Origin of the sequence: Methylocystis heyeri, assembly GCF_004802635.2 — a bacterium.
GTDB classification, from domain to species: domain Bacteria; phylum Pseudomonadota; class Alphaproteobacteria; order Rhizobiales; family Beijerinckiaceae; genus Methylocystis; species Methylocystis heyeri.
The window spans coordinates 4196591-4210000 of sequence record NZ_CP046052.1 but is presented as its reverse complement, the minus strand read 5'-3'; the positions used below and the strand labels follow the sequence as shown (position 1 = coordinate 4210000).

Annotated in this window: 14 protein-coding genes; 9 read left to right on the top strand and 5 right to left on the bottom strand. The window is 63.7% G+C overall.

Going from position 1 to position 13410, the window contains the following annotated elements:
• Positions 1-291 precede the first annotated feature (291 nt).
• Positions 292-369 (bottom strand): pyrroloquinoline quinone precursor peptide PqqA, encoded by a 78-nt coding sequence (gene pqqA, locus H2LOC_RS22150; protein WP_083481414.1) that lies wholly within the window; start codon positions 367-369, stop codon positions 292-294.
• 449 nt (positions 370-818) lie between these two features.
• Here pqqA and H2LOC_RS18920 point away from each other — a divergent pair, with 449 nt between their 5' ends.
• The 5 genes from H2LOC_RS18920 to H2LOC_RS18900 are packed head-to-tail and all read left to right on the top strand — an operon-like array spanning position 819 to position 5524.
• Positions 819-1916 carry a molybdopterin-binding domain-containing protein gene (locus tag H2LOC_RS18920; protein ID WP_136497179.1) on the top strand — a complete coding sequence of 366 codons (1098 nt, stop codon included), beginning with the start codon at positions 819-821 and terminating at the stop codon, positions 1914-1916.
• Positions 1910-3547, top strand: a complete 1638-nt coding sequence (locus H2LOC_RS18915) for a formylmethanofuran dehydrogenase subunit A (RefSeq protein ID WP_136497180.1) — start codon at positions 1910-1912, stop codon at positions 3545-3547. Before H2LOC_RS18920 ends, H2LOC_RS18915 begins: the two co-directional genes overlap by 7 nt.
• Positions 3535-4443: a formylmethanofuran--tetrahydromethanopterin N-formyltransferase gene (gene fhcD, locus H2LOC_RS18910; RefSeq protein WP_136497181.1), complete on the top strand. Its 909-nt coding sequence runs from the start codon at positions 3535-3537 to the stop codon at positions 4441-4443. Before H2LOC_RS18915 ends, fhcD begins: the two co-directional genes overlap by 13 nt.
• Positions 4440-5249, top strand: coding sequence for a formylmethanofuran dehydrogenase subunit C (locus tag H2LOC_RS18905; RefSeq protein ID WP_136497182.1), 810 nt, complete (start codon positions 4440-4442; stop codon positions 5247-5249). The genes fhcD and H2LOC_RS18905 overlap by 4 nt, the downstream gene beginning before the upstream one ends.
• Before the next feature lie 59 nt (positions 5250-5308).
• Complete coding sequence (locus H2LOC_RS18900) at positions 5309-5524, top strand: hypothetical protein (protein ID WP_136497183.1); 216 nt, start codon at positions 5309-5311, stop codon at positions 5522-5524.
• 316 nt (positions 5525-5840) lie between these two features.
• On the opposite strand, the gene H2LOC_RS18895 is transcribed toward H2LOC_RS18900, so the two are convergent.
• The 4 genes from H2LOC_RS18895 to H2LOC_RS18880 all read right to left on the bottom strand — a co-directional run bounded on the left by H2LOC_RS18895 (position 5841) and on the right by H2LOC_RS18880 (position 9914).
• Positions 5841-7208, bottom strand: a complete 1368-nt coding sequence (locus H2LOC_RS18895) for a S53 family peptidase (RefSeq protein ID WP_136497184.1) — start codon at positions 7206-7208, stop codon at positions 5841-5843.
• A gap of 125 nt (positions 7209-7333) precedes the next feature.
• A complete protein-coding gene (locus H2LOC_RS18890) occupies positions 7334-8137 on the bottom strand; it encodes an ABC transporter permease (RefSeq protein WP_246206898.1) in 804 nt (267 codons plus the stop codon).
• On the bottom strand, positions 8134-8889 hold the full coding sequence (locus H2LOC_RS18885) for an ABC transporter ATP-binding protein (protein WP_136497185.1): 756 nt from the start codon (positions 8887-8889) through the stop codon (positions 8134-8136). The genes H2LOC_RS18890 and H2LOC_RS18885 overlap by 4 nt, the downstream gene beginning before the upstream one ends.
• On the bottom strand, positions 8886-9914 hold the full coding sequence (locus H2LOC_RS18880; protein WP_246206897.1) for an ABC transporter substrate-binding protein: 1029 nt from the start codon (positions 9912-9914) through the stop codon (positions 8886-8888). Before H2LOC_RS18880 ends, H2LOC_RS18885 begins: the two co-directional genes overlap by 4 nt.
• Positions 9915-10281: 367 nt before the next feature.
• Between H2LOC_RS18880 and rpmG the strand changes: the two genes are divergently transcribed.
• From rpmG to H2LOC_RS18860, 4 genes are all read left to right on the top strand, one after another.
• Positions 10282-10449 (top strand): 50S ribosomal protein L33, encoded by a 168-nt coding sequence (gene rpmG / locus H2LOC_RS18875; RefSeq protein WP_136497187.1) that lies wholly within the window; start codon positions 10282-10284, stop codon positions 10447-10449.
• Positions 10450-10952: 503 nt separating this feature from the next.
• Complete coding sequence (locus H2LOC_RS18870) at positions 10953-11354, top strand: hypothetical protein (protein ID WP_136497188.1); 402 nt, start codon at positions 10953-10955, stop codon at positions 11352-11354.
• 226 nt (positions 11355-11580) lie between these two features.
• Positions 11581-12321 carry a 3-deoxy-manno-octulosonate cytidylyltransferase gene (locus tag H2LOC_RS18865; protein ID WP_425487310.1) on the top strand — a complete coding sequence of 247 codons (741 nt, stop codon included), beginning with the start codon at positions 11581-11583 and terminating at the stop codon, positions 12319-12321.
• Positions 12318-13181, top strand: coding sequence for a prephenate dehydratase (locus H2LOC_RS18860; RefSeq protein WP_136497190.1), 864 nt, complete (start codon positions 12318-12320; stop codon positions 13179-13181). The genes H2LOC_RS18865 and H2LOC_RS18860 overlap by 4 nt, the downstream gene beginning before the upstream one ends.
• The last annotated feature ends 229 nt before the right edge of the window (positions 13182-13410 follow it).

Sequence of the window (13410 nt, the reverse complement as noted above, 5' to 3'; positions counted from 1 at the left end):
CCAGCGATTTTGGAGTCATTCTCATCGTAAAGGGTGACAGGCTTTTATCTTAAGTCAAACCTTCATGATCCGGCGGGATTTCCTCGCGCGAGAGCGGCCCGGAACAATTGGGCCGTTGCCGCGTCGGACGGCGGGCGCGGCTGCGATCCGCAATGGGCCGGCGCAGGAGGCGGACGCCGGCGAAAAAAATAAAACCGGCGGTGGAGCCTTCGACCTCATTGCGGTCGCTCAGCCCCACGCCGGCTTAATCTCGTATGGCTCCCGGGACACGCCCGGCGCGCCCGCCCGATGTTAGATCTCGGCGGACTCGTAGGAAGTGATTTCCATGCCGACGCAAACTTCGACGATCACGGGGGTGGTCCAGGCCATTGTGTTTCCTCCAGTTGGAACTCTGAATGAAGGCCTCGCGCCGCTGATTTAAGCGAATGCGGCGCGCGGCCTCTTCGCTTGCGCAGGTTCGAGTTCGGGGCTTGTCTAGCATGGCTACGTGAAGCGCGCAATTCCCGCCTCGGCTTCCAAGAAGAGATAGCCCGCCGCTCGAGCGACGCCGAGTAGAGGCGAGGAACTTAGCCCCCGACCGCTCGCCGCGACGCTCATAATCAGATGCTCATAATTAAATGTCGCGACGCTCTATCTCGACAGCGCGCGTCGCGGCTGATAGGCATAACCGCAGATTCAGGGGGTAAGCCGAAGCGAATGGCTGCTAGTCGCGGCCGCCGGTCCCGCCGAGCGCGCCATTGAGCGCGGCGGCGAAGCCGCTGCGCGACGCGAAGCCGCTTCATTCGAATTCGGCGAGACGGAAAACCGGCAGGCAAAGAATGAGCAACGCAACGCTCGACGGCGCGCCCATCGCGCTCGAAGACGCCTATCAACGCGCGGCGCAGATTCTCGGCTCCGCGAAATTCCCGGTCGTCGCGGGGCTCGGCACGGATGCGGCGGGCGCTCGCGCCGCGATTCTCCTGGCCGAGCGGCTGCGCGGCGCCTATGACCATCTGGCGTGCGACGACGTTTTCGCCGACCTCGACGTGACCAGATCCTTCGGTATGTTCGTCACCACGCCCAACGAAGCGCGCGTGCGCTGCGACGTCGTGCTGCTGGTGGGTCCGGGACTGCCGGAGCGTTGGCCCGCGCTGTTCGAGCGTCTGGCGCTCGATCAGCCGGCCTATTTCAACAACGGCGCGCCGCGCAAGGTTCTCTGGCTCGGCCCCAAGCGCAACGAAGCCAAGGTCGAGGGCGTGGAAATCGAAACGCTCGCGGCGACGCCGCAGACCCTGCCCGGCCTGCTCGGCGCCCTGCGCGCCCGCGTCGGCGGCAGGCCGATCAGCCTCGAAGGCGCTGCGGCCAAGAAGATCGACGCCCTCGCCGCGACATTGAAGGCCGCGCGCTTCGGCGGCGTGGTCTGGTCCGCGGCGGCGATCGACGGACTGGCCGTCGAGGCGCTGCAGGGCCTCGTCACCGAACTCAACGCCACGACGCGCTTCACCGGCGTGCCGATCGGCGCCCGCAGCGGCGCCTCGGGCGTGGTTCAGGTCAGCGGATGGATGACCGGCTTCCCACCCCGCACCGGGTTCGGACGCGGTTATCCCGAACATGATCCTTGGCGTTTCGACGCGCGGCGACTCGTCGACAGCGGGGAAGCCGACGCCGCCCTCTGGATTTCGGCCTATGACGGCGAAGCTCCGGCCTGGACGCGCGACGACGTGCCCATGATAACGCTGGCGCCCAGGGGCGCGAGCGTCAGCCTCGGCCTCTATATCGAGGTCGGGCGCCCGGGCGAGACCCACGACGCCGTCGAACTCGCCCAGGAGACCAGCTCATTCGTGCTGAGACGGGCCAAGGCCCCATCCGATACGCCCAGCGTCGCCGAGGCTATCGTTGAGATCAGCGCCAGATTCTCGGAGGAAGTGCCGTGCTGACCTGCCTGCGTGGCGGCCATGTGGTCGATCCCGTCAATGGGACCGACGCGATTGGCGATGTCTATTTTGAAGACGGCCGCATTATAGAGCGGCCCGAAGGGCGCAAGCCCGACGCGGAGTTCGACGTATCCGGCCATGTCGTGATGGCGGGCGCGATCGACATCCACTCCCACATCGCGGGCGGCAGCGTGAACACCGCCCGCCTCCTGCTGCCCGAAGCGCATCGCGCGCACAAGGCGAGGCCGGTGGAGACCCCGCTCTCCACGGCGGGCTGGTCCACCTTCCAGACCGGACGGCTCTACGCCCAGATGGGCTACACGACGGTCATCGAGCCCGCCGTATCGCCGCATCATGCGCTGCACGCCCATCTCGAACTGTCGGACATACCGATCATCGACAAGGGCTTCCTCACCGTGCTCGGCAATGAGGATTTCGTTTTGTCCTCGTTCCGCGACGGCGACAGCCCGAATGTCGTTCTCGATTACATCGGCGCCACGCTGGAGGCGACGCGCGCGATCGGCGTCAAATGCGTCAACGCCGGCGGCGCCGACGCCTTCAAGAAAAACGTGCGCGCTTTCTCCCTCGACGACGTCGTGCCGGAATATGGCTTGAGCTCGCGCGAGATCTTCCAGCGCATGCAGCGCGCGGTAAGCCAGAGCGGCATCCGCCACCCCCTGCATCTGCACATGAACAATCTCGGCCTGCCCGGCAATGTCGAGACGGCTCTCGCCACCATCGACGCCTCACAGGGACTGCCGCTGCATCTCGCCCATGTGCAGTTCTACGCCTATGGCAAGGAAGGCAAGAACGGCTTTTCCTCGGCGGCGGCGCAATTCGCCGAGAAGATCAACGCCAGCCCGAACGTCACCGTCGATGTCGGACAGGTGATGTTCGCGGATATCGTGACGATTTCCTCGGACGTTCTGAAGCAGTTCAACAGCCTGCCGGGCGCGCGGCCAAAGAAGGGCTTTATTTTCGACGGCGACGGCAACGGCGTCGGCGTGGTGCCCTATTCCTATCGCGTTTCGGATTTCTTCAACGCGGTGCAATGGGCGGCGGGACTGGAGCTGTTCCTGCTCACCAACGATCCTATGCGGGTGTTCTTCACCACCGACCACCCCAATGGCGCGCCCTTCACCACCTACCCCGAGGTCTTCGCGCTGCTGATGAGCGCCGACAAGCGCGCGCAATGGTTGTCGCGCCTGCCCGACGACGTGGTCTCGCTGACCAATCTGCCCGGAATCAAGCGCGAATACACCATCTACGAGATTGCGACGATGACCCGCGCGGCTCCGCGCAAGCTCTACGGCTTCGAGGATCGCGGCTCTCTCGGAGCGGGCTCGGTCGCCGACGTCGCCATCTACAAGGACGACGAAAAAGACCGCGCCGGCATGTTCCGCAACGCGGCCTATGTCTTCAAGGACGGCGAGCTCGTCGTCAGGGAAGGCGCCGTCACGCGCTACACGCGCGGCAAGACGCTGCATGTCAAGCCGAGCTACGACAGTTCCATCAACAAGCGTCTGGACAGCTATTACGACAAGCTTTACGGCCTGCCGCGCGGAATATTCGCGGTCGACGACGCCGCTCTTCCGGCGCCAGAGGCTTTCGCGGAGGTCCCATGCCGCAATTAGTTCGCAAAGGCGTTCGCATCGACGACAGCTTCGCGGAAGCCTTCCCGATGAGCGGGACGGGCCTGATCATCACGGCCCCGAACCGCAAATGGGCTCTGACCGCAGCTCAAACCATGACCGGCTTCGCCACCTCCGTCATCGGATGCGGCTGCGAGGCGGGCATCGACATGGAGCTGTCGGCCAGGGAAACTCCGGACGGCCGCCCCGGCGTGCGCGTGCTGCTCTTCGCCATGTCCTCGAAGGACGCCGAAAAGCAGCTCGTCAACAGGCTCGGCCAATGCGTCCTCACCTGTCCCGGAACCGCAGTGTTCCGCGCCATCGACGGTGAGTTCGAGATCAAAGTCGGCGACGCGGTGCGCCAGTTCGGCGACCGCTTCCAGATCGCCAAGTCGATCGACGGCCGGCGCTATTGGCGCGTGCCGGTCATGGACGGCGAGTTCCTGGTGGAGAGCAAGGTCGGCCTCACCAAGAAATGCGTCGGCGGCGGCAATCTGCTCGTGATGGGCCCGGATTGGGAAAGCACCATGCGGGCGACCGAGGCGGGCGTCGAGGCGATTCGCGCCGTGCCGGACGCCATTACGCCCTTCCCGGGCGGCATCGTCCGCTCGGGCTCCAAGGTCGGCTCGAAATATAAGGGCATGGGCGCCTCCACCAATGACGCCTATTGCCCCACCCTCAGCGGCCTCGGGACCAGCGTCCTCGATCCCGACATCGGCTGCGTGCTCGAAATCGTCATCGACGGATTGAGCGACGCCGCAGTCTCGAACGCCATGCGCGCCGGCCTCAAGGCGATCATCGCGCTCGGTCCGAAAACCGGCGCCAAGCGCGTCGGCGCCGGCAATTACGGCGGCAAGCTTGGCCCGTTCCACTATCATCTGAAGGATCTCCTGCCGTGAAGCCGCTGCTTTTCGCGCTCCGCCGGGAACCGGAGCAAAGACTGGATCTCTCGAAGCTTACGCCGGACCGCCTTGTCGGGCGCACGGTCAAGGAAATCGAGGCGATCGAGATTGGGACGACCAAGGTCGGAGCCAGGGTCGGCGACTACTTCAAGGTGCGCTCGGGCGACCCCGCCAACCTTCACTTCGAAGGAGGATCGGAACGCTTCGACCTCCTCGGCGCCAAGCTGCTGCCCGGCTTCTCGATCTATGTCGAGGGCGACGTCGGAGCGCAGCTCGGCCGCAACGCCCTCGGCGGACAAATCACCGTGGTCGGCGACGCCGGCCCTTACGCCGCCAGCGGCATGGCGGGAGGCCATATCGACATCGACGGCGATTGCGGCGATTTTCTCGGCGCGCCCCTGCCCGGCGAAATCGCCGGCATGGCGGGCGGTCGCATTGTCGTGCGCGGCAGCGCCGGCTGCAGAGCGGGCGATCGTCTTCGCCGCGGCGTCATTCTGATCGAGGGCGACGTCGGCGAGGATCTCGGCTCACGCGCCATCGCCGGAACGATCATCGCGCTGGGGACGGCGGAAGGGCGCGTCGGCTATCTCAACAAGCGCGCCTCGCTGGTGCTGGCGCAGCCGGTGGATTTCGGTCCCACCTATGTCGATTGCGGCGCGCATAATTTCACCTTCGCGCGGCTGTTCTCGAAAGCCCTCGCCGAGGACAGCCGGCGCGCTGCGCGCCTGATGACGCAAAAGCTCAGGCGCTTTGCAGGCGACACCGCGGTCTATGGCAAAGGCGAAATATTGACCCCGGCGTGAGCCGCCCTAGTCTCGCATGAGTGCGCTGATTTTGGCGCTCCCATGCGGGAGAGGCGCAAATGGCCTTCGTCGAACTCGTCTTGACGGTTTGCACTCTGGCGCATCCCGTAATTTGCGACGAAAAGAAATTGGTGCTGAGTTCGGACACCGGTTCATTGCATGGATGCATGCTGCAGGCGCAGCCCCTCATCGCGCAATGGTCGGGCGAACATCCCCTTCTGCGCGTGTCCCGCTGGCGTTGCGTCACGCCGGGTGCGGAAGGCGACAAAATCTAAATCGTCCGCCTCTTCGTTTTTTGAAACCAATGCAATGCTTTGACGCCGCGCAGGCGATGACGCCAGCCCGATGTTCGCAAGACCCGCTACGCAATTCTCCCCACTGAAAATTTCTCGCGCGGACGCGCAGCGATGCGAACGCGGTCTACAGAGAATCATAGGCGGCTCGGGCGACCGCACAAACCCGCGCGAGGCGATCCTCCGGAAGCGCCCGAAGGACCGCGGCTCATGCCTGCGCCGCAAAAAACGCTCAGGAGAATCGATTTTGCGGCGACGGAATAGGAAATCCGCTCCGAAGAATGGAGCGGATTTCGCGTCAGTGGCTACCGTGCGGCGAGCCCCAGCCGGTGCACCAATCCCAAGAGGTTTTATAGGTGGCCTCGATCCAGGCCGGATCATAGCCGGCGCCCGCGCCATTGGCCGCGCCCTTGGGTCCGCAGACGCCGCTGTTGACGTCGGTCACATAGCTCGAAAGCCTGCTCTGGGCCGCCAGATTATAAATATTGGCGAGGCCCGCCGGACTGCTGCCCCAGAAGAAGCTGGCCCTGTTGACGATGCCGGCGACGATCGGAGCCGCCGCGCTGGTGCCGCCGATAATGGTCCAACCATTGAACGTCGGGGTGTTGTAGATCCATACGCCGGTATTGGGGTCTGCGATCGCGGCGAGATCGGGCACGCCGCGCGCGCCGCCGAGCAGGGCGGCGAGGCCGCTCTGGTAGCTCGGCGTCGGCTCATAGGCGCTCGGCCCGCCGCCGGTGCTGATCCACGCGATCTCGCTCTCGAAGGCGCCGGTGTTCTGGTCGCGCACCACGGTCGTGCCGCCGACGCCGAACACATTGGGCGAAGCCGAGGGATATTCCACGCCGGGAGTGTCGCCCGCGGAGGCGAAGAAGGCGACGTTCGGGGCGGTGAAGCCGATATCGGCCGCCGTTTCTCCGGCAAACTCCGGGGAGCCGAAGCTCATCGATATCTCGCCGCCGCCCGCCGCCTGCACGCAGGCCGTCGCCACCTGCAACGCGATGGCCATGTCAGTGTTCGAGGGCGAATTGGCCAGAACGAGATAGATCGTGGCGTTAGGGGCCAGCGCATGGGCCATCTCGATGTCGAGCGCCGCCTCGCCGTCCCAGGAGTTCGTGGTGACGGTCGGCGGGACCGGGCCGCTGACGCAGCCGTTGGCCGGGTTGCCGGTGCCGTAGATCACGCGCAGATCCGGCGCGGGCAATCCAAAGAAATTGCTGTAGGTGGTGAGATCGCTGAGGGCCGTGGCGTAATTATAGGCGTCGACGATACCGATGGCTCTGGAGCCGCCCGTCACATTGGTGGTGACGACATTGGGGTTGCAGCCGGAGGCCACCGGAACGAGACGGTAAATGCAGGCGATCGAAGCCGGAGTTTCGCCCAGAGCGTTGGTGGCCGGCTGTCCTGCGGGCTTAGGGTTGAGATTGTAGCCTCCCGGCGGAATCAAAACCTGCATATGAGTGCGGTATTGGCCGGGAGCAGCGAAATTGGACTGGGGACGGGCGATCCGAAAGCCGTTGGCGTTGGGTTGGCCGGCGTAAAGCGTCGCTCCGGTGGGCGTCTTTATTTCGGTCAGGCCGGCCGGAATTGCATCGGCGGCGGCGGCGCCGGAAGCCGCGAGCGTCACGGCCAAGCAAACGCCAAAGGAATATTTCCTGTTATTCAACAACAAAACCTCCCAAAAACAAAGCGGTCGCAATGCGCGGACCGCGGACAAAGCCCATAAGCGCAGCAACGGTCTAGATTATCAAGTCGAACGCAATGTTCTCGGCGAGGGGGTTGAAGAGCCGCTCACCCCCCTCTTTCGCGCACGCTGTCGTGCCAGCGCCGCAACGCGAAAAAAGAAAGCAGCGACAGCGCTCCATAGATGGCGACGCCGCTGACTGAAAGCAGCGCGAGGGCGGCGAACATGCGCGGAATATCCAGCCTGAAGCCCGCTTCGACGATACGGAAAGCGAGGCCGCTGCCCTGCCCCCCGGCCCCGGCCGCAAGTTCCGCGACAACCGCGCCGATCAGAGCCAATCCTCCCGCGATCCTCAGTCCTGCGAGGAATTGGGGCAGAGCCGCCGGCGCGCGCAGGTAGATCAGCCTGCGCCAGGCGGATGCGCCGTAAAGATCGAAAAGATCGAGCAAGGCGTGGTCGACCGAGGCGAGACCGAGCGCCGTGTTGGAGAGAATCGGAAAGAAAGCCACGAGAAATGCGCAGACCAGAACGGCGTGATGCGGCGAAAGATAGATCAGAAGCAGGGGCGCGATGGCGACGATCGGCGTCACCTGAAGGATGATCGCGTAAGGCGCGATAATCCTTGCGAGCCAGCGCGACTGCGACATCGCCAGGGCGAGCAGCGCGCCGCAGATCGTGGCGAGCAGGAAGGCCTGGACTGTTATCGAAAGAGTGGCCAGTAGCGACGAAAAAAGCAGCGCGCGATCTTCGATCAGCTTTTGAGCAATCACGCTGGGCGCCGGCAGCTGGTAGACGGGGATCTCCCACGCCCGGACCGCCGCCTCCCACAGGCCGAGAACGACCGCGAAAGCGAGCAGCGGAGGAAACGCTGCGGCAAGCACCCTCGCCAGCATCCGCATCGGCTCCTTCATTCGTCTTCCCCCATCGCCCGAAGCAGCGCCTGCGAAGCTCTGCGCGATAGGTCGGAAAAGGCCGGGCCGTGACGAAATTCGTAATCCCGGCGCAGGGCGGGATCTATGTCGATCTCGTCCACGATGCGGCCGCCGCGGGAGGCGAGCGCCAGAATCCGGGTCGAGATGAAGACGCTTTCGGCGACGGAATGGGTGACGAACACGATCGTCGTCCCCAGTCTAGATTTCAAGGCGAGGAGATCGTCGTTCAGCTTGAAGCGGGTGACTTCGTCGAGGGCCGCGAAAGGCTCGTCCATCAACAGCAGAGCCGGATGCGTGACGAAGGCCCGGGCGATGGCGCAGCGCATTTTCATTCCGCCTGAGAGCTCGCGCGGCAAAGCCCGGCCGAAACTCGGCAAGCCGACGAGATCGAGCGCCTCCTCGACCAGGGGGGCGGCCTCCCGGCGCGCGACGCCCTTCAGCTGCAGCGGCAGATAGACATTGGAGAAGACGTCCCGCCAGGGCAGAAGCGTCGGTTCCTGGAATACGAAGCCGAGGCGCCGTTGTTTGGCCGGATCGGCCCAGGAGATCACGCCGCTGTTGGGCTGCGCGAGGCCCGCCAGCAGGCGCAGCGCGGTCGATTTTCCGCAGCCGGACGGCCCCAGCAGCGTCAATGTCTCGCCCTCGAAGACGTCGAGATCCACAGCGTTGAGGACCGGAGCGCCGGAGCCGAATCGCTTGCTCACCCCTCGCAGGGAGACGAGCGGCCTCATTTGGAGGCCGCCTCCATGCCCGCGTTCTTTCCGATAAAACGCAGCGTGTAGCCGTTTCGGTAAGGGAGGTCCGCCGGAACGACGCCCGCTTTGACCATCTTGTCGAAGAAGCTCTTGATGCGCGCGTCGGTCATGACCCCGACGCCGAACCGTTGCGCGTCGCCCGAATCGACGATCCCGCGCTCCTTGAGCCTGGCGACGGAATAGGCGAGGAGGCCGTCTGTCATTTCGGGATTGTCGCGTTTGATCGCCGCATTGGCGGCGTTGTTGTCGCCGTAGAGATAATTGCGCCAGCCGAGGATCGAGGCGTCGACGAAACGCTGCACGAGGTCGGGATTGCCGGCGATGGTTTCGGCGCGGGTCTCGATCGTGGTGGAATAGCTGTCGTAACCATAGTCGGCCAGAAGGAACACATTCGGCTTGAAGCCGCCCTGGCGCTCGACCTGATAGGGCTCCGAAGTCAGAAAACCCTCCTGGACGGATTTGGCATCGGCGATGAAGGGCGCCGGATTGAAGCCATAGGGCTTCACTTTTTCCTCACGGAAGCCGTAGGCCTGCTTCAGCCATTGATAGACCGAGACGAAAAGATCGTTCGCCACGAAGGCGGTCGCCTGCGGCAGATCCTCGAACCGATCCAGCCCCTGGCCCGGGTGAGACATGAAGATGACGGGATCGATCTGGAACATGCTGGCCACGACGACCACGGGTATTTTCTGTCGCACGACCTCGAATGTCTGAATGAAATTGGCGCCCATAGCGAAATCGACCCGCCCCGCCGCGAGAAGAAGACGAGCGTTGCTCTGCGGGCCGCCCTGGACGATCGTCACGTCCAGACCGTATCTGGCGTAGGTCCCGTCCGCGATCGCCTGATAGAAGCCGCCGTGTTCCGCCTGGGCGCGCCAGTTGGTGGCGAAGCTCACTTTGTCCAGCGCCCTGGCGGACGAGGCCGCAAACAGGGCGAAAAGAACGGCGAAAAAGGCGATGCGCGGCATTACAGGCCCCCGGAAAGCTGCGATTGTCTTCATGCGCATTTGCCGCCGACCCGGCTCCTGCGCCTGGAATAGGGTTTCAACAGTCTGATCTGGCGCAACTTCCTGTCGTTCGCATGAATCCATGCGAGCGCAGGCCGCGCCAGGGCGATTGTATTGAAAGGCCGTGGCGATGGGAAATCGCTTCGCCGCAGAACTCGCCTTCTGAGGCGACGCGGCGCTCCGCCAAAATCGGCGGGACGCCCCGAAGGCCCCTTTTCCCTTGCGATTCCCGCGCCGAAAAAGCGGCGAGCCTTGACAAAGAGGCCCACCTGCTTATGGTGCGCGCAACTTCGGACTTGGGTCTCGCTGCATCCGCAGCGGGGAGGGTCCGTGTTCCCTTTTGCTTGAATGGACGACCCCGATGGCCAAATCCGCCATGATCAAGATCAAGCTGCTGTCGACCGCCGACACCGGCTATTTCTACGTGACCAAGAAGAACGCCCGCACCAAGACCGAGAAGCTCGCGTTCAAGAAATACGATCCCGTCGTCAAGAAGCACGTGGATTTCAAGGAAACCAAGATCAAGTGATCGAGGCGCCGGCGGCTGACGGCCAGAGATTGGCGTCAGCCGGCTCAGTCTGCGCGCAGCGGCGTCCGGCATCCCTTCTTTGAGGTACGGTCTGCAGGGCTGTGATTGGTCGGTTGATTTTCAAGCGGGGCAAAGGCGGCCGACTGGCGAGAGCTTCAAGGAGGCCACTCCAACTCACACCAGCCGGCCAACCCCACGGACCCAGGAGATGCGGCGGACCTGAGCACTCCGTAGGGTATTCGAAAGTTCTGCCGATACGCATCGAAACAACGCCGGACCTTGAGTGTCCCTCGACGTCGCCAGACGCGCAATCCGTTGACCTGCTGAGAATACATCTGCTGCACAGAATTGCAACTATCTGATATGAATTTCCACAAAGCTGGCTTATTGAAGAAAAACTTCCGAACAGGCGCCCAAAAACCCGGCAAGAGAACATGTTTTCAAAAGGGTGGGCGCCCGTGAGAAATGAAGCGCTGGCGCGTATGCGATGCGGAGGAAGACGGATGCGTAGGATCACCAGGGTTGCGGCGGCTTCGCTGATTTTGGCGCTGGGCGCCTGCGGCGAGCCAAAAGAGCCGAACGACGCAGTAGGCGCCAAAGTGCTGCGCAACATGTTTGAGCGCGCCGCCGTGCCCGCCCGCATCGTTTCGTTCAAAAAGACCCAGGGACGCGCCGCGCACGTCGGGACCGAGGACGTCTACGAATATTGGTACGAGTCCGAAATCCAGTTCCCGGACGGATTCGACGCCAAATGCGCCAATGAGAAAGAGCGCGGCGCCTGCACGCTTCTCGGACTGGCCGCAGATCAATCGTTCCAGAAGAATGAAATCCTGAAGAGCGAGGGCTCTCTGCACTTCTCCAGGAACGACAAGGGCTGGGCGGCCGAAGACAAGAACACCTATTGAGGCTCGAAACTCGCGCTGCGCTACGGCTCCTCGCCCCGGCCGCGGCGCGATCGTCCTCTAAATTCGAGCGCGGCCCTGCATTGGCGGGGCTCGCTCCAATCGTTCGGGTCCCGCCCGAATCGCCCATCTCCAGCGCGTCGCCGGCGGCGCTTCCCAGCGCGACCGGACGGAAAGCGCACAAAAGGCCAGCACCGGCGGCGGACATTTAAACCCGGGGCGCATCCTCGTGACTCCGATCATTGTCATTCCCGCGCGCATTGGATCAACCCGGCTGCCGGGCAAGGCGCTCGCCGCCATCGCCGGCAAGCCGATGATCGCCCATGTGCTCGAACGAGGGCTCGAAGCCGGAATCGGCCCGGTCGCGGTGGCGACGGACTCGCCCGAGATCGCCGCGGCCGTGGAAACCGCCGGCGGACGCGCCGTCATGACCTTCGAAACCCATGCCTGCGGGCTCGATCGGATCGGGGAGGCCTTGCGCGCCGTCGACCCCGGTCGCAGACACGACGTCGTCGTCGATCTTCAGGGAGATCAGCCGTTCCTCCCGCAGGGGGCGTTGCAGGCGGCAGTGGAACTGCTCCAGGATCCCGCCGTGGATATGGCGACTCTGGCGACCGAAGCGGCTGTCGGCGAAGAGGACGATCCCGATACGCCCAAACTCGTAGGCTCGGAAATATCGCCTCGACGACTCCGCGCGCTTTATTTCACCCGCGCGCGAGCGCCCTGGGGAGAAGGCGTCTTCTACCATCATATCGGCGTCTACGCTTTCAGGAGACCGGCCTTCGAGCGTTTTGTGGCCCTGCCGCCGTCCGCGCTCGAAAAACGGGAGCGGCTCGAGCAGCTGAGGGCGCTGGAGGCTGGAATGCGCATCGATGCGGCGCTGCTGGACAGAGCCGGCCCTTCGGTGGATACGGAAACAGACCTCGAGGCGGCGCGCCGGACCGCGCCCGGAAAGCAGGACCGCAGGTGACAGAATTCATTTCATATCAGGGCGAGCCCGGAGCCAATTCCGATATCGCCTGCCGCGACGTTTATCCCGGCCTTACGCCCCTGCCCTGCGCCACATTCGAGGACGCTTTCGCAGCGGTCACGGAGGGCCGGGCCGCCCTGGCGATGATTCCGATCGAGAACTCCATCGCCGGCCGCGTGGCGGACATCCACCATTTCCTGCCCAATTCGGGCCTTCATATCGTCGGCGAATATTTTTTGCCGATCCATTTCCAGCTGATGGCCGTGCGCGGCGCGACTCTGAAAGGCCTGGAGAGCGTCTACAGCCATGTCCATGCGCTGGGACAATGCCGCAAGATCATCCACGACCTGCGCCTCTCGGCCTTCACTGCGGGCGACACCGCCGGCGCCGCCAGAGAAATCGCCGAATGGAAAGATCCCGTCAAGGCCGCGCTGGCGCCCGCGCTGGCGGCGGAGATCTACGACCTCGACATCCTGGCAAGGAACGTGGAGGACGAGGCCCACAACACCACGCGTTTCGTCATTCTCTCCAAAACCCGCCGATGGGCGGAGAAGGAAACCCCCGCCGTCGTCACCACCTTCATTTTCCGCGTGCGCAATGTCCCGGCGGCCCTGTTCAAGGCCCTTGGCGGCTTCGCCACCAACGGTGTTAACATGACCAAGCTGGAAAGCTATATGGTGGACGGGGAGTTCGCCGCGACGCGCTTTCTGGCGGACGTCGAGGGGCATCCGGAGCAGCCCGCCCTGGCGCGCGCGCTGGACGAATTGCGGTTTTTTTCACGTGAGGTAGAGATACTGGGCGTGTATCCGGCGAACCCGTTCCGAGAGACGAATATTCGCGCGTTCGAATTTGGGGACTAGAGTGTTTTCGAGCGAAGTGGATACCGGTTCGCGTGAAGAAAACACGATAAAACAGGGGGATCTAGAATCTTTCCGGTTCAATCTGAACCGGAAAGACTCTAGTGCGCTTTCCGAAAGGACGGAATCATCCGACCGGAAAGAAAACGCTCCTTTCAGGAAATCGGAGCGGGCGCGTTCCAGACGACAAGAACGCAATCCTGTCGCAAAACGATGTCGACTTTCGCAGGTT